Origin of the sequence: Enterococcus termitis (genome assembly GCF_001730305.1) — a bacterium.
Lineage (GTDB): Bacteria > Bacillota > Bacilli > Lactobacillales > Enterococcaceae > Enterococcus_L > Enterococcus_L termitis.
The window spans coordinates 124,998-143,367 of record NZ_MIJY01000047.1; the positions used below are offsets into that span (position 1 = coordinate 124,998).

Here is an 18,370-nt window from a genome sequence, read left to right on the forward strand (position 1 = left end):
GAGGATAAAATGGCCGTCAGTGAATGGTATCAATCAAAAGAAGGTAGAGCTGAACACTTAGTCTATTTGAACTCAAAAGCAAAAGAACTGGAGAAACTTCTAACGAATGAAAAAACGATGATTATTCGCGGAGCAGCTGGAAAAAAAGTTCCTTTAGGTGGTCGAGCAAAAATTGGAGATATCATTTATTTTGTTGAAACTGGCGGAAACATGATCGTAACTCATCGTGCCATTATAAAAGATGTAATAGAATCTGAAAAAATGACGCCAGATGAATCCATCGCTTTTGTAGAAACCTATCAAAAGGAATTAAACCTGTCGACCGAACAATATAAAAGATGGGCTGGGAAAAAATGTTTAGCTGTCTTTGAAATCGATAAACTAGAAGCGATAGAACCATTCAAATATCGCCGTGATAAAAATATGGATGACTGGATCATCACTGAAACGATTCATGATATTAAATTATGATAGTCTGAAACAGAGGTGAAATCACTGGAAACGTGATTTCACCTCTGTTTAACTTTATTTATTCATTAGAAACCATTGCTCTTTTCACTAATTTGTTCGCAACACCTGAAATAATGTCATTCGCTGATGTACCATTTAATACAGGCTTTTTAAGTGTCATATAAAAGATGTATTTAGGATTTTCCGTAGGGGTGATCGTCACAACTGAATGTAGGTAATCCTGTTTCTGATAGCTGCCGTTTTCAAAGAATTCGGCTGTTCCGGTTTTAGCAGAGACATTTAGACCGTCCATTGCGTATTCTCGTCCTTTTCCGTATTTCTCATCAGTTGTTACATCTTTCATATATTCCAACACTTTATTTGCTGTTTCACTGGATATTGGCGTTCCTACCACTTCTGGTTCAACCGTTGTTTCTTCTCCTGTTGAAGAAACAATTTTACTGATAATATTCGGCTTTATCATATTACCGCCATTTGCGATTGCAGTGTAGGCTTGAAGCATCTGTAGATGAGTGACCGAAATTCCTTGTCCATAAGAAGTCATCGCTCTATCCACCGTTGTTTTATTTTGAATTTCTCCTGTTGCCTCGCCAGATAAGCCTAAATTAGTCGACTGACCAAAGCCAAATTTCGTCAGATATTCCTGCCACAGTTCCGGCATGCGTTCTTGAAGGGTGACCATTCCGACATTACTTGACCATGCCAAGCCTTGGCGAAAGGTCATATTGCCTTCTCCAACGCCATTATTCCAATCATTGATAGTTGTATCATCTACCTTGATACTTCCGGAGGTAAATTGTTCATTTTCATCAAATTTCTTTTCTTCCAGCGCACTCGCGATCATCATACTTTTCATAGTCGAACCTGGTTCATAAGCTTCTTCTAACAGCAAATTACTCCAGCGAAAGTTAGGTGCTTCTACACCATTTTTGGTGTCTAATTCAAATGAAGGACGCTGAGATGTAGCTAAAATATTTCCTGTCTTTGCCTCCATCAACGTGGCCGTCATTAATTCTGGTTGATAGTTGTTCATCACTTCATCCATCAATTCCTCTAAATAAAATTGTAGGTTACTGTCGAGTGTAGTATAAATATCGTTCCCATCAACTTTTTTTGTTTCTTTGACGGTTCCGGGTTTTACATCCCCTAATGAAGAATTTTTCTCATAACTTCTTGAGCCATTTTTTCCAGATAACTGATCATTATATGCCTCTTCAATTCCCATTACCCCTTGCTCATTTTCTTTATCATCCGCTTGGGTATACCCAATGAAATAAGAAGCAAAATTTCCGACTTGATAACTACGTTTTTTTTCTTCTCTAAAATAGATTCCAGAAATTTTTTGTTTGTCTAATTCTTGTTGGATCGTTCTTTTCGTTTCAAACGTTAAATTCTTTCCATTTGTACCAAATTCAACTGTTGTGATTGGTTCGCCTTCATCATTTACACTTGGTTTCAGTTGTTTCAATGTTGTTTCTTTATCGATGCCAACATGTTTTTCAAAAATAGTAGCGATCGCATCCCAATCTTTTTCTTGCACGTATAATTTTTTACCCTCTAAATCAGTATAGTTTTCATCTAAAATCGCATAGAGCGAAAACGCACTTGAATCCTCAACCAAAACATTCCCATCTTTATCAAAAATAGCGCCTCTTTTAGCTTCTAAAATTTCATGTACTTCATACAGTTCTTTCGTTTTCTCAGCTAATGAATTTCCTGCAACTTTTCCAGTCAAAACGATATAAGAAAAACGAGTAATAAAAAGTAAAAAAACAAGCACTGTTAAAAATAGAACAATGACCCCTACTCGTTTTCTATTTTTAGTTGTTGACAGATTGCGGTTTTGAAAGAAATGTTTGATTTTTTGCATTTTTCCTACTCTCCAATGACCATTTTTAAGATGTTTTTTTCTTCTGTTTCAGCTCTTCTATTCTACCTCTTTTATGCTGTTATTTTTTAATAGCTGTTGTTTCTTAATCAAAAATTAGAGTCTTGAATTTTTTCTTCCAATTCCTTTTTTTGTACCAAATTAAAAACTGTAACGAACCTTGGTTCGTCACAGCATTTAGCGTGCTTATTATTTTTTTCTTGCTTTGTGGACTTTTAATTGTTTTCCTTTAATGGTTCGAGCTTTCATTTCTTCTATGACTTGGGCTCCTTTTCCATTTAAAATATCAATATACGTCACGTTTTCTTGAATCGTGATGATACCAATATCTTCAGCTTTGACCCCATCTATACTTGTAAGTGTGCCGACAAAATCCACTGCTCTTAATTTCTTTTTCTTGCCTCCGTTAAAATAAAGTTTCATAATATCTTCATTTACTCGCTCTGCTTTTTGATAGGTCGGTTTTTGTTTTGTGGTTATTTTTTTCTCAAAAGCGGGTTTGCATTTTTCAACTACCTTTTTATTAGGGATTGCGATTCGCGTCATTGAAAGTTCGCCATAAACTTCGATTTCTCTTTTTAGCGATTCTTCTTTTGGCGTTACAAAAGTTAACGCAAAGCCCTCTTTTCCGGCACGACCTGTTCGTCCGACGCGATGAATGTAGCTTTCCTTTTCAACAGGTATATCTAAATTAATGACATGAGTAATATTTTCAATATCAATTCCGCGAGCGGCAACATCTGTCGCTACAAGATAACGGAATTTCCCTTTTCTAAAAGCGTCCATTACGTCAAAACGATCTTCTTGGAACATCCCTCCATGTAATTTTCCGACCGGATAACCTGCGTCAACCAGCCATTCATAGGATGCATTAACTTTTTCTTGCGTATTACAAAAGACGATACACGTATCTGGATTTTCAACAATAGTCAACGCTTCTAACGCAGCTAGTTTCTTTTCTTCGTCTATCTCCAAACAAGCATGTTGGATTTTCGGTATCGTTTTTTCTGTGGCTTCTATTTTTACAATCTGTGGCTGATTTAAATAAGTCTCACTCAAGCTTTCGATTTTGGAAGGCATGGTTGCTGAGAAAAGCAGTGTTGTTTTCACTGAGGGTAACGCATGAATGATGGCTTCCACTTGTTCAATAAATCCCATATTCAGCATTTCATCTGCTTCGTCAATCACTAAATAGTCGATTTTTTCTACAGGTAGTGTTTCTTTTTGGATATGATCCCAAACGCGCCCTGGTGTTCCTACCACCATATGACTTTTTTGTTTGAGTTCTGACTTTTGTTTAAGGTACGACGCTTTTCCAAAAACCGCTGTGGCTTTGATTCGTTTATATCTACCAAGATTGATCAAATCTTCCTGTACTTGCTGTGCCAGTTCTCTGGTGGGTTCTAAAACAAGAACTTGAGGTTTATTTTCCTCCCATATTACTTTTTCGCACAACGGAATCCCAAAGCTTGCTGTTTTTCCGCTACCCGTTTGTGATTGAACTAGAAGATCTTTTTTCTTCAAAACCATTGGTATTACAGCTTGCTGAACGGGTGTCGGTTTTCGATAGCCGAGATTAGCGATTGCTTTGATGATTGGTTCGCTTATGTCATATTCGTTAAAAGTTATTTTCTCCATTTTTTCCTCATTCTTCTATTTGATACATTACATTTTCAGTATGTTTGTGCAAATGTTTATTATCCATGAAAATCGATCGAACTGCAAGCTTTCCAAATAAAGAATAGCGGTTTTCTATTTATTCCTCTAGCTAGGCACCAATTATTATTCTGCAGAAATAACTATCGTATATTTTCTAAAAAAATGAATTTTCTTTTACAATAGAATATATCAATATAAAAAGAGGGATTTGTGTGAATACTTTAAAAAAATATGGGTTTAAACTAATGATTTTTGTCATCTGCAGCGAGCTGATCGTTCCTATAATTTTAGGCTTGCTTTATCCTAATTATGATCCAGTAACTATGTTGATCAGTGACTTTGGTGAAGATGGCAGTCCAGTTAAAATAGTTTTTAAGACTTGGCAGTTGCTTGATGGCAGCTTATTTTTACTAACGATTCCCAGCTTTTATGAACGATTCAAAAGAACCTCGCTGCCTTTAGCAAAATCGCTTAGTATCATGATGGGTATTTTTGCAATTGGTGATTGTCTCATTACCGGCTTATTTGATCGTTCTACAGATCCAACAGCTATCGATATTGAAGCACTCATCCATGACTATGCCTCTGGAATAGGCTTTGTAGCGCTGTTCATCGGAATTTTTCTATTGATCAACCTTTATTCCATAGAAAAAAAACATGTTTATGTTTGGAATTTTGTTCTTATTTTTATTCTCTCAGGTATCTTTATGATCCTATTTGCAGCACCAAAAATTCCTTTAATTGAGCAATTTCATATTCCATATCGTGGTCTTTGGCAACGCGCTAATTTATTTTTTCTTTATTTACCTTTTCTCGTAGTAGCACTTAATAAACAGTCAATAAAAGGATAGTAAGACAGTTGATTCACGTAAACGGTGTGAAACACCGCGTAGCTATCTTCTTTTATAAATAGGGCCTTGTAATCGAATCTGCTGAAATTGCCAGCTCTTGAGGAGAACCGCTGAACATCAATTCTCCTCCATTTGAACCACCTTCCGGTCCCATTTCAATCACCCAATCAGCTTGTTTGATCAAGCTTAAATGGTGTTCTAGAAGAATCAAACTGCTTCCGCCATCGACCATTTGATTAAAAAGAACTAATAGTTGGTTCATATCAGCTAAATGCAAGCCATCTGTTGGTTCATCTAGTAAATAAATTGTTCCTTTTTTGTGGAGTTGACTTGCTAATTTTAATCGTTGCAGTTCTCCGCCGGAAAGAGTTGTCAATGATTGATTCAATTTCAAATAGCCTAATCCGACTTCTAATAAGGTCCCTAATCTCTTCTTAAAGGGCTGATCAGAAAAGAACTGAGTGCTTTCATTCACTGTCATTTCTAAGATGTCCACGATCGTCTTTTCCTTATATGTGTATCTCAAAACGGCTGGATCGTAGCGAGCACCATGGCAGACTTCACATGTCGTAACTATATCGTCCATAAAAGCCATGTCTGAAACGATTACTCCTTTCCCGCGGCATCTTGGACAGGCTCCCTTTGAATTATAGCTAAATAAAGCTGCACTTACTTTATTTTCTTTGGCAAATAAATCACGAATTTTTCCAAATAAATCTAAATAAGTCAAAGGCGTTGAACGTAAATTAATTCCGATGATTTTTTGTGAAATAGCTACAATTTCTTGATTTTGCTCAATAGCAGTTTGGCGGATCATTTCCCCTAATGAAGATTTTCCTGAACCTGCAACACCACAAATAACAGTCATGATCCCTAAAGGAATTGCAGCTGAAAAGTCTTTTAAATTATGAAAGTTTGCATCGGTAATTGATAAAAAGTCTTTTGGCTGACGTGGATGCTCGTTGATTTTGATGTCTGTTTGTAGCGCTTGACTAGTAAGTGTGTCCGATTGCAGAAATTTAGAGTAATCCCCAGCGAATTGAAGTTTTCCTCCTGCCTCTCCTGCTCCAGGACCCATATCGAGAATATAATCAGCACAACGAATTAATTGAGGATTATGCTCAACCAAAATTACTGTATTCCCTTTCTCCTTTAAAGAGAGCAACGCATGAATAATTCGATCAATATCTTTGGGATGCAAGCCTGCACTTGGCTCATCTAAAATGTACACCATATCGTTTAGAGCACTATTGATATATTTTGAAATTCGAATACGCTGAGCTTCCCCGCCAGAAAGACTGCCAGTTGATCTGCCCAATGTTAAATAGCTTAGACCAATATCGATCAATGCTTGTACACGCTTTTGAATTTCTGGTTTGATATCTATAGCCAAAGGATCGGTTATTTCTCCGATAAATGCAAGCAATTCATCTAGTGAAAGCATTGCTGCATCGGCAATACTCTTTCCAGATATCTTACAGCTTCTCACTCTTTCATTGACACGACTCCCATGACATACAGGACAAGTTTCTACCGTTACGAAACGATCCAGTTGTTTTTGATGTCGTTTTCCTTCATCTGAATGAAGGATACTTCTTTTCATTCGCGGAATCAATCCTTCAAAAAGTGCAGTATGCGGCCATTTTTCCGGTGGATTTTTTAGTTTTTGCTGTGGTGCATATAAAAGCAAGTGCAATTCATCTGCTGAATAATCGTTTATTTTTTTGTCTAAATCAAACAATCCACTATCCGCATAACGTTTCCAGCGCCAAAAGCCTGTATGAAAAGTAGGAAAATCAATAGGATCTTCATTTAACGATTTATCAAAATCGACGAGTTTATGAATATCAATAGCTGTTACAGTTCCTAACCCGTCACATTCTGGGCATTTGCCATCTGGATGATTAAATGAAAAAGTATCTGAATAGCCAACAAATGGCTTACCTACTCTTGAAAAAAGCAAACGTAAAAACGTATAGATATCTGTATAGGTTCCTACTGTGGAACGTGAATTAGAAGATAACTTTTTTTGTTCAATAACAATAGCTACTGGTAAATTTTCAATACGTTCAACGATCGGTCTACCATATTTAGGTAGATATTTTTGTAAAAAGCTGGGAAAGGTATCATTCAATTCTCTGCGTGATTCTGCTGCCAATGTATCAAAAATCAGAGAAGATTTTCCTGATCCAGAAACACCTGTTACAACAGTCAGTTGATGCTTGGGAATCTGAGTCGTAACATTTTTTAAGTTGTTTTGTGTCGCATTTTTGATTTTGATCCATTCTTTTTCCATAATTTTCCTCCTATGTAAATGTATGAATGACATATGGTTAACGCTAAGAAGACAAGTTCTTCACTTCTTAAACTACGAGTACTTAGAAGTCAGTGTGATCAAAAAAGTGTCATTGAGACTGTTCCACATTTTCTCATACTTTAGTATGCTTCGCTACAAGAACTTGAAACGTTTTTTGGGGCTGTCGTAGCTGTGTCCTCAACATTTATTATAGAGCGAAAGATAGATGAATACGAATAAATCGTTGTAGTTTTCAAATAAAACGAAAGAGATTCTTAATTATTTATCATTATAAAAGTAAGGATAAAAAGACTTTTCTTGCATATGTATAGATTTCCTCTGAAAAGAAAAAGACTAATTAATTTTAATTGTTAATTAAAGAAAAAGCGAAAAGTCTTTTTGAGATTTGTATCAAAAAAAGGGATTGAGAAGTAACTCTCAACCCACTTGAGTCTAATGAATAAGATCGCTCAAAAAACTTTTCCGTTTTCATTTCTTGGAAAAATATTTTCAGATCTATCTTTATTCTCCGATGATCATCAACTGACACTTTCTCTTCCGTTGACGATTTTGATCAAAATCAATAAAGTAAATATAGCCAACCGAACCAATTTGAAGAGTACTCTCCTTCACAACAAAGGTTTCACTCGCTCCAAAAAATGAAGCACGTATATGAGCATCGCCATTTAATATAGTTCCTGGGTCACAAGGGTAATTAGCGTCATTTAAGCTCATCAAAAAGTCTAAATGCTTTGGTCCAGGATAACGATAATTTGTATTCTCTGATACTTCTCTTGGAATGATTGTATCTAAAATACGGTTAAGATCAACTTGTAAAAATTCGTCTCCATTAAAATCGGTATCATGAACATGTTCTTCAAATATTACAGCACAAGTGGTATGCGGAGACTGAACGACACAAAGACCATTCGTTACTTGACTTTCCTTGAGTGTTTGCTTCACTTCTTCAGTAATATTATGATAACTTACACGTTGCCCATTAGATGTTAAAATCAATTCCTTTGCATATGTTTTCATTCGCTAGCGCTCCTTCAATTCATCTCTAACCTTCGTAACTTCTTCAACCATTTCCTGAAGTGTGTGGATCGGATCAGTAGCGCAGACGATACCACTTGTCCCGCCTGTACCATCAGCACCAGATTCAATCGCTTGCCGCACATCAGCAATCGTACTAATACCAGCAGCTTGAAGCACTAATGTCTTCGGTGAGACAGCCTTAACGGCTTGATTGGTTTGCTCCATATAAGAAACATCACTCACTTTCCCCGTACCTATCAACTCTGTCGGTTCACATACCATCACATCAGGTTTTAGTGTAGCAATCGCTCTTGCTTCTGCAATCGAGTCAGCGCATGCAATCACTATTATTCCTTCTTCCTCGGCTCTTTGCATCGTCTTTACTAATTGATTGACCTTAATAGGATGTTCTGCATGGTTTAAAAACGTCGCTTGTACTCCTGCTGCGGAAATGCCTTCTGGTAAAATATACCCCATGCCCGCACCAACTGTTAATGCATCCATATGCTGAACAGTAATAATCAAGTTCGTTGTTTCCTTTGCAATTCGATAAGCATCGACATACTGAACAGTGAAAAAAATATCTATATCGAATGTTTTCGCTAATTCATCTGCAGCTTTTGCTAGCTTCAAGGCTTCTTCTCCATATAAATACGCTTTAGGATTCACACAGAAAAATGGTGCCCGAATCTCTCTTTTTTTCAAAATTTGTCACCTCTTTTATTTAGTTGCAAATACGGTATAGTAATGCGCTAATGCTTCTTCAATTGCACTGTTGGCTGTTTTCTTTAACTGAAAATAATCACTCGGACGATCCTTATCGATCGAAGTCATTGCTGCTGTGATAAAATCTGTAAAAATATTAATTTTGGAAATGCCTTCTGTTGCACAGCGTTGTAAATTCTCGTCTCCAGAAGAGGAACCACCATGTAAGACTAGCGGTGTTTTTACTGCTGATCTAAGCTCAGCCAAACGTTCAAAGCTGATTTTAGGTGTTCCTTTATAAAACCCATGGGCCGTTCCAATCGAAACAGCAAGAGAATCAACCTGTGTTTCATTAACAAAGTTTACAGCATCTACCACTTCTGTATAAATGGAGTCACTGTGGTCATGATTCTCGTAGTTGACTCCTGAACCAACAAATCCGATTTCTGCTTCAACTACTACACCTCTTTCATGTGCATATTCAGCAATTTCTTTAGATCGCCGCACATTTTCTTCAAATGGATCTTGTGATGCATCAATCATAACTGAAGAAAAGCCGAGTTCAATTGCTTGTTTCACAACCTTTTCATCTTGTCCGTGATCTAAATGCAGGACTACAGGAACAGTCGCTTTTTCTGCCAGATACTTTCCTATCAAAGCGGCTTCTTCTAAGGACATCATGTCCATATGCGCCTGTGCAAATGCTAAAATCAATGGTTTATTTAATCGTTCTGCAACTTTCACATATGAACGAGCAGAATCTAAATCGAAAAAATTAGCTGCTGGAATCGCATAGTTTCTTTTTTGTGTATCTCTAAAGAGTTCTTTCGATGTCACTAACACTGTTTTCCCACCTAGTCCTTTATTTTCGCTTCAATTTCGTGATACATTTCTTCTGTTCCAATACCCGTCAGTAATGGTAATCCCATAATAATTTTGTCTTTGATATTATCTGGTACAACGGTTGTACTTACGATAATGTCGTAGTCATCGATTCGATTCATCTCATCTGCTACTTTTGATTGATACAATCTAACATCATTTTCATAGCCTTTTTCTTTAAGCCATTCTTTCACTTTATTTGTTACGATAGTAGATGTAGCCACGCCTGTGCCACACATAATCAACATTTTTTTCATATTTTTTCGATCCTTTCAACTTTATTATTGTGGTGTACCTTGTCTTTTGGGTAAAATTTTATTTACATAAATCAAACCGAATAATACGACTGCGCCAATAATAGCAAGTCCGCCCCAACTAAGGACTTTTGTTAAGCCAATATAGATCCAAGTTGTCCATAGCCCTCCTTCAGCAAGTGCAGTAATACTTGAATTTCCTTGCAAATCAAAGTTTGCCGCTTTTGCAGACATTGTTACCAAAGGTGCCACCCAAGAAGTGATATAAAGAATACTGACCATGTAAATGGAACCTGCGATGACCGTTCGAACAATATTCCCTGCAAACACAGCTGCCATCAAACATACAAGAAACGGAATCGTCGCTAGATCACCAAAGGGTAATGTCGTATTTCCTGGTAAAATGACTGCCAGTAAGATGGTAATTGGAACAAGCAATAAAGAGGAAGAAAGTACAGCTGGATGTCCAACAGACAAAGCAGCATCCATACCAATATAAAGTTCTCTCCCTGGAAAGCGTTTCTTAACAAATTCATTCGCAGCTTCTGAAATCGGTGTCAATCCTTCCATCAATAAAGCAACCATCCTTGGCATTAGCACCATCACTGCACCGGTTTTCACTGCTAACTGACCAATACCAGCAACATCATAACCCGCTAAAATACCGATCACCAAGCCAATCAAGAATCCCATCACTGTTGAATCCCCAAAAATTCCAAAGCGCTTTTGGATGGTTTCAGGATCAGCTTTCCAGTTTTTGATTCCCGGAATACGATCGAACAACCAATTCATCGGTAAGGCGAAAATAAATCCAGGTGCAGCCGTTCCATGAGGAAAGGTAATATTGGGGAATCCATAAAACTTTTTAACGATGGGTCCAAGAATATCCCCAAATAACAAGATCATCATCATATAAACCACAGTAGCAGCAATCCCAATTGCAAAATTTCCTGTCAATGCATAAACAAGCGAAGCGATGAACGCCGCGTGCCAAAAGTTCCAAATGTCCACATCCAGAGTTTTTGTCAATCCGAAAATAATCAAGACCACATTCAGAAGTACACCGATAGGAATTGCCAAACTCCCAAGTACTGTTCCATAAGAAATAGCTGCTGCAGCTGGCCATCCAACATCGATTGTTGTCAAATTCAAACCAAAGCGTTCAACCATCGCTTGTGCTGCTGGGCCTAAGCTGGAGCTTAATAAATCAATGACCAAATTTAAACCGACAAATCCGACACCCACCGTTAACGCTGAGGTAAAAGCCTTACTTGGTTTAGTGCCAAGAATAATACCAAAAACAAAAATCAAGATCGGTAAAACAACGATCGCGCCTAAATCAACAAACCATTGTAATGCGTTTAACATATTTCTTCCCCCATTTCTTTATTTTATGCCAAGCCAACGTGATGAATCAGCTGAATAAACTCCGCTTTTGTGCGACAATGATACAATTTTTTCATTGTTTCTTGTTGCTGAATCATTTCAATTAATTTTTGCAGCATTTCTAATTGTTCATGTGGTTCTTTTAATGCCAACATAAAGATCATATGCACATCGATTGCTTTGTCATTTGTCCCCATTTCATAAAATCGGATTGGTTTTTCCAAAGACATAAAAGCTATTTGTGATTGTTTTACATACTCACTATCCGTATGTGGAATCGCTACACCAATCGAATTCACCGATAATCCCGTCGGGAACTGCGCTTCTCTTTCAATAATATGGTCGAGAAAATCATCGGTAACATATCCTTGTTGTTCTAGTTTATTTGTCAATTGTTGAAAGGCCTCTTCTCTGCTTTTTACGTTTACTTGAAATTCTGCTACTTCACCATCAAAATACATGCTCAACGTCCCCTCCTTTCCAAACAGTTTATTAGCTCTTTACTTGTTTTACACTGAACTATTTTTCGTACACTTTCTTCTGAACCGATCATGTCATATAGAATCGACACCAAATCTTTAGCAATTCCCATATCTTTTTCGGCTATCGCTAAGGTTATGATCAATTGAATTTGATTAGCTCCCCACATGATTGGTTTTTGAACGGTCATAAAGGACAGCTTAGTTTCTTTAATTGTCTCTGGTGCTGCATGAGGTAAGGCAACTCCGCTAGTGAGGCTAGTATTACCAAGCACCTCTCTTTGAAACATCGATTCTTCAAAGAATTCATTTACTAACCCTAACGCCTGGTATTGTTCTATTAAGAAATGTAAGACCTCGTCTTTTCGTTCTAAGTGCTGATTTAAAAATATCAATTCCTGCTGTATAAAAGGGTTTAAAGACCCAGCGTTTATTTCTTTTGAATACGTAAATGTCTTTTCGTTTTCACTTAGATTAGATAAATAGGTTGCGATCATTGAGACTTCTGCAGCAGTTGGTAACGCAGAAACATGAAGTACTGGTATGTCCTCTATTTCAAGAGGAATTGCTGCAATAATTAAATCAATATCATCAATTGGATTTTCCTTAAGCTGTCGTTCTGTTGCGATTTCTACGATCACGCTAGCAGGTAGATTTTGTTTGATACGATTATAAATCAATTCCGAAGTTGCCAAGCCATTTCCACAAACAATCAACACATGTTTTGTCGACTGGACTTTTTCAAATGCAATTTGAAAATGTATGGTCAAAAAGGACACCTCGTCTTCATTCAAAAATAGCTTGTAATCTTTCTCGAAAACCGTCGCTGCAAACTGAGTTAACATAAACATAGTGGTGTACTGTTCTTTTATGTTGTCTTTTAAAGGGTTTCGTACGTAGATATCATTTTTTAGCCGATGGATCATTGGCATTATGTGAGCGATCAGCGCGTGATATAATTGTTCATCATTATCGACTTTCACATCTAATAAATGCGTCATCTCATTCATCAATGTTTGCGTTGTTTTTCGGATCGTTTCATCAATATGCATATCAGAGATCCCCGGGACAACACCATGAGCCAGCAATAATGAGCATAAGTATTGAAGATCATTTTTATAAAAAATACATTGTAATTCTTGATTCATTTCTTCAGAGAAACTAAGGGCAACCATATATAGTTGCATTTTTTGTAGATCTTTAAAAACAAACTCATTTTGTTCTTCGACATGATGCCCAGCTTTCAATCTCGTTAAAAAAATAATCAACGACAACTTTAGTGAATAGACAAAATAATCGTTCAACATTTTACCTGTATGAATCATTGTTTTTTCAATGAACGAGTTCACCTGATCGATAATTTTCTGATTAAAAATTTCATTCAAAAACGTTAAATCATTGTTTTGAGTATTGCCTGCATGCGAATGATATTTTTTGTTATAGCTAATTAAATATTTCTTATACACTTTTTGAATCATCGTTTCTTTCTCTAAAGGACTTAAACATCTGTTTGTAAGTTCTTTCAATCCACTCGTTCTCAAATAACCCAATACTTCATCCATGTCTTTTTTTATTGACTGTTTACTGACTAAAAAGAGTTCTGCATACTCATCATAGGTTACCTTTTTCTCATCAAGTAAAATCGCAGAAATCATTATCAGCTGCCGATAAGCTGGAGAATACACTTCATCTTCTAAAACGCTGATCGTTTCTTGCTGCAGCACTCCTTTCAAACGTTCTTTGGCTTCTGGTGGTCCAATCAAATACAACCCTTTTCTTGGGACTCGATCAATTTTCAGCTCATTTTCAACAAGATAGTGTTGAATTTGTTCTAAATCTGAATAAATCGTTTTGTTGGACACAGATAATTGCTCACTGAAAAATTTTGCGGCTTGATATTCTTTTTGCGACAAGAGTAAGTAAAGCAATTCATTTTCTCGTAGTGTCAGTTTATTCATCCAATCCACCTCCGGAAAGCGCTTTCCATATTTTTAGTATACGTACAATTCTTTATTCAGTAAATGACCTTCTAGTTCCACATTAATGTGGAACTCTCTATTAAAGAGGAGCAGGCTTGCCATGAAGACAAAAAAAGTGTCAGAAAAAAGTGAAAAACACTTTTTATCTCACACTTTGTTTACATCAAAAAATGGTGCAAAAATCGCAGAGCCGTTTTATTTACTTTGATTAAACAGCCAATCACGAACAGCCGGGACTGTATAACCATAATCAAAAGATGCCATATGCTCCATGTTTCCTCCATTGGCAAGCACCGAGCCAGTAGTCCAAGTAACAAAATTTTGGTTTGTATTTTTAGCAATCATCTCATTTGCAGCCGTGTTCTTCTCATCTGCTGACCAAGTTGCATCCCATTCAGCTGAACTATAAGAGATACCGTCTTCATCAAAAAGATTCATTAAATCCGTTTGTCCCGCTGTCGCTTGAGAATCGCCACCTGCAACAATATAAAAGAATGTCTGATTTTCTAAAGCCTTTAACTGATCTACATCCCATTGAGAAGAAACATAAAGTGTAGCAGCAAAAAGATCTGCATACTGAGAATTTAAATAAAATGAAGTCATCCCCCCCATAGATTGTCCTGTTTGATATAGACGATCTGAGTCAATAGTGTATTCTTTTTGCAGCTCTTGAAGTAAGTCATAATATGTTTGCACCTGATCTTCAACTACTTCAGAACCACTTTGACCCATTCCACCAGCGATTGTTGATGTCTCAAAGTATGGCACAAGGACGAAACTTGCATGTTTTGCTTGCTCCGTATCGGTTGCCCAAATCGTTCCACCATAGCCTTGTGTTAATGCAGCATCAGCTCCTCCTCCCGTGACAGAATCATCATGAATAAACGAAATCATAGGATATGCTGTATTTTCGTCATAGTTCTCTGGTACATATAAATTGTAAGTCAATGTAATTCCTGTATCAGGATCCTCATAGGTTAATTGTTGAAATTTACTCTCTACCTCACTTAAGACCTCTGAAAGTTCAGGATCTTCTGTCGGATCATTCGTATCTGTTTTAGTAAAGGTCGACGATGAAGTTGTTGTTAGCTCACTTGAATTTGTTTCATTGATTGAACTACTTGTAGAGGAAGAATCAGTCGTTCCATTGTTCGTTGAATTACAAGCACCCAAAGTTAATAGTAAGGGGCCAATGATCATTAATAATCTAGTTTTTTGCATTTTGCCATCTCCTTTATGAAGATAACTTATAACTTAGACCTTAAAACTAACTTAAATCCTTTTCTATTTTATCAAGAGTGCCCTGGATTTTATTTTGCTCTTCTTTCGTCAAACTCTTACGAACCTTTTCATCTAGTTGTTCAAAAAGTTGATTTACTTGAGTCACTAAGTGTTCTCCTTCCTTTGTAAGGAAAATATTTTTTTGGCGTTCATTACTCTTAGGAATTTCACGATAGACAAGTTTTCTTTCCTCTAATCCTTTCAGAACATTTGTAACTGTTGCCTGCTGTTTCCCTAAATAATGTGCTAGTTCTCTTTGAATAGTGCCTGGATATACATAAATATAGCTAAGACTGCGTGCCTGTATGCTGTTCAATTGTAACGTTTTTAACTTTTCCGCTATAAATGTTTGTTGTAAAATACTTAGTCTATAAATTGTTTCTGATATACTACCTTCTTGAAAAATCATGATTCTCACCTCTTCAGTACAAAGTTTAATTCAAAACATTCTAATTGACAACTATTTAAAAATGAACTATCCTAAAATAGTTAAAAATACAACTGTTTAATATAAATGTTTCTTTAGAGAAGGAAGTCGATTTTATGTCATTAAACAATTATCAAGTCGCAGCAACTAAACAAGAGTTTCAAAAAACCTCGCACTGTCCAATTTGAGCATTTCAGAAATCGCTAACGATTTACACACCACTGTTATAACCATTGAAAACACATTAGCACTTAATGTCTACCATATTGAAGATCCGTGGATAGTAAAAAACTACTTAGAAGAAAAAATCATTGCTCAAGGAAAAGAGCCTGTCCCTTTTACAGCTTTAATTGGTGATTATCATCATCATTGGTTTTTAAATACAAAGCGAATCGATCAACGTAAGTTGGGATAATTCCATTTTATAAAAAAAGAACTTAGGCTGCCCCTTGTAGTGACATTGCCTAAATTCTTTTTTTATTTATATCGATAAAGTCTGGGACATAACTCTATGAGTGACAATCTAGTCACTTAGAATTCGAATAAAAAGTGGAAGCAGAAACACCGCCTTCGAAAATAAGCTGGAATTGCGGTGAAACACAGTGAAGCACGAACTGATGCAGAACAGTACCTACTATACTGTGTTTCGATTTCATCGATCTCTAAGTGTCAATTGAAGGGCTTGGTTCTCGGGTTTAAACGTTTCTCTCTCGGTCTCATTTATCAGGTTAGTCACCATAAATTTCTTTTGCGAGAGTAAATGCTGACCAGGCTTTTGGCCAACCAGTATAAAAAGCTAGATGGGTGATCAATTCCACTATTTCTTCTTTTGTCACACCATTTTGTTTTGCAATGTTCATATGTGCTTCTAATTGAGGTACTCCTTGTGTGAGTAGACTTGCGCAAGTAATCAGACTTCGATCACGAGCAGAAAGTTGTTCTTCTCTTGACCAGACTTCACCAAAAAGAACATCATCATTTAATTCCGCAAATTTCGGTGCAAATGCGCCTAATTGATCTCTACCAGCTGTTTGTTTTTTCATTAAATATTCCTCCCATCGTTTATTCATTTCTCCAACGTACGATATAGTTCATCTGAAACAGGCTCCAACCATTCAGGTGTGCCCGCTGTGATTGCTAAATGTTCAAACCAGCTATCTTCGGCAGCACCGTGCCAGTGTTTAACACCATCATGAGTAACGACCACATCACCAGCTGTTAAAAATTGAGCAGGTTTTCCTTCTTCTTGATACCAGCCCTCACCGCCTGTAACGAGTAATAATTGAAACCCATCGTGATGAATGTGCCAATTATTCCGGCATCCAGGTTCAAAGGTAACATTGCCCACCCCAACATTCACATCAGGATCTGCAACGAGTGTCTTCAAATAGCTTTGACCAATAAAATATTGAGCATAAGCTTCGTTTTTTTCTCCAGCTGGAAAAATGATTCCATTTTTTACTTCTTCAAACTTTGCCATTACTTTTCCTCCAGTTACGTCTTATTTGTGTCCAACAATTACATGTGGAATATAAGGTTCTTCTAAGAATGCGACTTCTTCTTTTGTTAAAATTAAATCTAAAGCAGGAATCGCATTTGTTAAATGACTCTCCTTTGTTGCACCAATGATAGGTGCAACCACTGGTTCTTTTTGCAATAGCCAAGCTAATGCGACTTGTACACGTTCAACCCCACGTTTTTCTGCGATTTCTGCAACTCTTTCAACAATAATACGATCTTGATCAGCGGTTTTATCATATTTTGACATCGCCATTTTATCTGTTTCAAAACGTTTCGTTTGTGCACTCCAATCACGAGTTAAACGCCCAGAAGCTAATGGACTATAAGGTGTAACCGCAATTTTTTGATCCTCACAAAGCGGCAGCATTTCTCTTTCTTCCTCACGGTATAACAAATTCAAATGATTTTGCATCGAAACAAATTTTGTCCAGCCATTTTTTTCCGCCACTGCCTGTGCTTTGGCAAACTGCCACGCAAACATCGCAGAAGCCCCAATATAACGAACTTTGCCAGATTTTACTACGTCATGTAAGGCTTCCATCGTTTCTTCAATCGGTGTATTGTAATCCCAACGATGAATAATGTATAAATCAACATAATCCATTCCTAAACGCTCTAAGCTAGCATCAATTTGATGGAAAATTTCTTTTCGTGAAAGTCCTCCACTATTTGGGACATCTTTTTTCATTGTAGTGAACAATTTCGTGGCAACAACGATTTCATCACGGTTGGCGTACTCATTCAATGCTTTTCCAAGAATCCGCTCGCTCTCACCATAAGAATATACATTGGCTGTATCAAAAAAATTTATGCCCAAATCCAGAGCTTTTTTGATTACTTTTTTACTTTCTTTTTCTTCCAAGACCCACTCATGAAATCCACTATTCGGATCACCGAAGCCCATTGCACCAAGACAAATTCTTGAAACTTCCATACCTGTATTTCCAAATTTTACATAGTTCATTTCGTTTCCTCCTTGTATTGGGTGTTGACTCTCTTTATTACTGATCTTAGTGTAACTCTTAAAGTGAACTCTAAGTCAAGGGATTTTTTGTGTAATACTTGAAAAAAGTATATATTCCTTACAGATTTAAATCTGCTATACCTTTTTAAACGACTAAAAGCGAAGATCCTTTTCACTATTGCCAGAATCAGAACAAAAAAAACAATAGAAAGAGACTAAAAAATCTTAGCTCTCCTCTATTGTTTTTTTTGTTTAACAAACATTTTTCCCACTATTTCTTCTCCATACT

The 18,370-nt window shown here is 36.7% G+C and carries 18 protein-coding genes; 3 read left to right on the plus strand and 15 right to left on the minus strand.

Features of this window, described 5'->3' with window-relative positions:
* Positions 1–9 precede the first annotated feature (9 nt).
* Complete coding sequence (locus BCR25_RS19485) at positions 10–471, plus strand: hypothetical protein (RefSeq protein WP_069665279.1); 462 nt, start codon at positions 10–12, stop codon at positions 469–471.
* A 58-nt stretch (positions 472–529) separates the two neighbouring features.
* Here the strand turns inward: BCR25_RS19485 and BCR25_RS19490 are convergent, their stop codons facing one another.
* A complete protein-coding gene (locus BCR25_RS19490; RefSeq protein WP_069665280.1) occupies positions 530–2,341 on the minus strand; it encodes a penicillin-binding transpeptidase domain-containing protein in 1,812 nt (603 codons plus the stop codon).
* 207 nt (positions 2,342–2,548) lie between these two features.
* Positions 2,549–3,997: a DEAD/DEAH box helicase gene (locus BCR25_RS19495; protein ID WP_069665281.1), complete on the minus strand. Its 1,449-nt coding sequence runs from the start codon at positions 3,995–3,997 to the stop codon at positions 2,549–2,551.
* Positions 3,998–4,230: 233 nt separating this feature from the next.
* On the opposite strand from BCR25_RS19495, the gene BCR25_RS19500 reads away from it, so the two are divergent.
* Complete coding sequence (locus BCR25_RS19500) at positions 4,231–4,869, plus strand: DUF998 domain-containing protein (protein ID WP_139124630.1); 639 nt, start codon at positions 4,231–4,233, stop codon at positions 4,867–4,869.
* Positions 4,870–4,921: 52 nt separating this feature from the next.
* Here BCR25_RS19500 and BCR25_RS19505 read toward each other — a convergent pair whose 3' ends face one another.
* From BCR25_RS19505 to BCR25_RS19550, 10 genes are all read right to left on the minus strand, one after another.
* The gene (locus BCR25_RS19505; protein ID WP_069665282.1) at positions 4,922–7,165 is read right to left on the minus strand and encodes an ATP-binding cassette domain-containing protein; all 2,244 of its coding nucleotides are present in this window, start codon (positions 7,163–7,165) and stop codon (positions 4,922–4,924) included.
* A 522-nt stretch (positions 7,166–7,687) separates the two neighbouring features.
* Positions 7,688–8,203, minus strand: coding sequence for a YjbQ family protein (locus BCR25_RS19510; RefSeq protein ID WP_069665283.1), 516 nt, complete (start codon positions 8,201–8,203; stop codon positions 7,688–7,690).
* A gap of 3 nt (positions 8,204–8,206) precedes the next feature.
* Positions 8,207–8,908, minus strand: coding sequence for a triose-phosphate isomerase (locus BCR25_RS19515; RefSeq protein WP_069665284.1), 702 nt, complete (start codon positions 8,906–8,908; stop codon positions 8,207–8,209).
* A gap of 15 nt (positions 8,909–8,923) precedes the next feature.
* Entirely contained in the window at positions 8,924–9,751 is an 828-nt protein-coding gene (locus BCR25_RS19520) for a class II fructose-bisphosphate aldolase (protein ID WP_069665285.1), read from the minus strand.
* Between the two features lie 11 nt (positions 9,752–9,762).
* A complete protein-coding gene (locus BCR25_RS19525; RefSeq protein WP_069665286.1) occupies positions 9,763–10,047 on the minus strand; it encodes a PTS sugar transporter subunit IIB in 285 nt (94 codons plus the stop codon).
* 24 nt (positions 10,048–10,071) lie between these two features.
* Positions 10,072–11,412 carry a PTS galactitol transporter subunit IIC gene (locus BCR25_RS19530; RefSeq protein ID WP_069665287.1) on the minus strand — a complete coding sequence of 447 codons (1,341 nt, stop codon included), beginning with the start codon at positions 11,410–11,412 and terminating at the stop codon, positions 10,072–10,074.
* A gap of 23 nt (positions 11,413–11,435) precedes the next feature.
* Positions 11,436–11,891, minus strand: a complete 456-nt coding sequence (locus BCR25_RS19535; RefSeq protein ID WP_069665288.1) for a PTS sugar transporter subunit IIA — start codon at positions 11,889–11,891, stop codon at positions 11,436–11,438.
* A gap of 2 nt (positions 11,892–11,893) precedes the next feature.
* Entirely contained in the window at positions 11,894–13,867 is a 1,974-nt protein-coding gene (locus tag BCR25_RS19540) for a BglG family transcription antiterminator (protein ID WP_069665289.1), read from the minus strand.
* Between the two features lie 216 nt (positions 13,868–14,083).
* Positions 14,084–15,109 carry a carboxylesterase family protein gene (locus BCR25_RS19545; RefSeq protein ID WP_069665290.1) on the minus strand — a complete coding sequence of 342 codons (1,026 nt, stop codon included), beginning with the start codon at positions 15,107–15,109 and terminating at the stop codon, positions 14,084–14,086.
* 46 nt (positions 15,110–15,155) lie between these two features.
* Positions 15,156–15,578 carry a MarR family winged helix-turn-helix transcriptional regulator gene (locus BCR25_RS19550; RefSeq protein ID WP_083242763.1) on the minus strand — a complete coding sequence of 141 codons (423 nt, stop codon included), beginning with the start codon at positions 15,576–15,578 and terminating at the stop codon, positions 15,156–15,158.
* A 202-nt stretch (positions 15,579–15,780) separates the two neighbouring features.
* Between BCR25_RS19550 and BCR25_RS19555 the strand changes: the two genes are divergently transcribed.
* Positions 15,781–16,011: a DUF2316 family protein gene (locus BCR25_RS19555; protein ID WP_245792196.1), complete on the plus strand. Its 231-nt coding sequence runs from the start codon at positions 15,781–15,783 to the stop codon at positions 16,009–16,011.
* A gap of 313 nt (positions 16,012–16,324) precedes the next feature.
* Here the strand turns inward: BCR25_RS19555 and BCR25_RS19560 are convergent, their stop codons facing one another.
* Genes BCR25_RS19560 through BCR25_RS19570 form a run of 3 tightly spaced genes read right to left on the minus strand, consistent with a single transcriptional unit; the run spans position 16,325 to position 18,081 of the window.
* Positions 16,325–16,639, minus strand: a complete 315-nt coding sequence (locus BCR25_RS19560) for a carboxymuconolactone decarboxylase family protein (RefSeq protein WP_069665291.1) — start codon at positions 16,637–16,639, stop codon at positions 16,325–16,327.
* Positions 16,640–16,662: 23 nt separating this feature from the next.
* Positions 16,663–17,076, minus strand: coding sequence for a cupin domain-containing protein (locus tag BCR25_RS19565; protein ID WP_069665292.1), 414 nt, complete (start codon positions 17,074–17,076; stop codon positions 16,663–16,665).
* Positions 17,077–17,097: 21 nt separating this feature from the next.
* Entirely contained in the window at positions 17,098–18,081 is a 984-nt protein-coding gene (locus BCR25_RS19570) for an aldo/keto reductase (protein ID WP_069665293.1), read from the minus strand.
* Between the last annotated feature and the right edge of the window lie 289 nt (positions 18,082–18,370).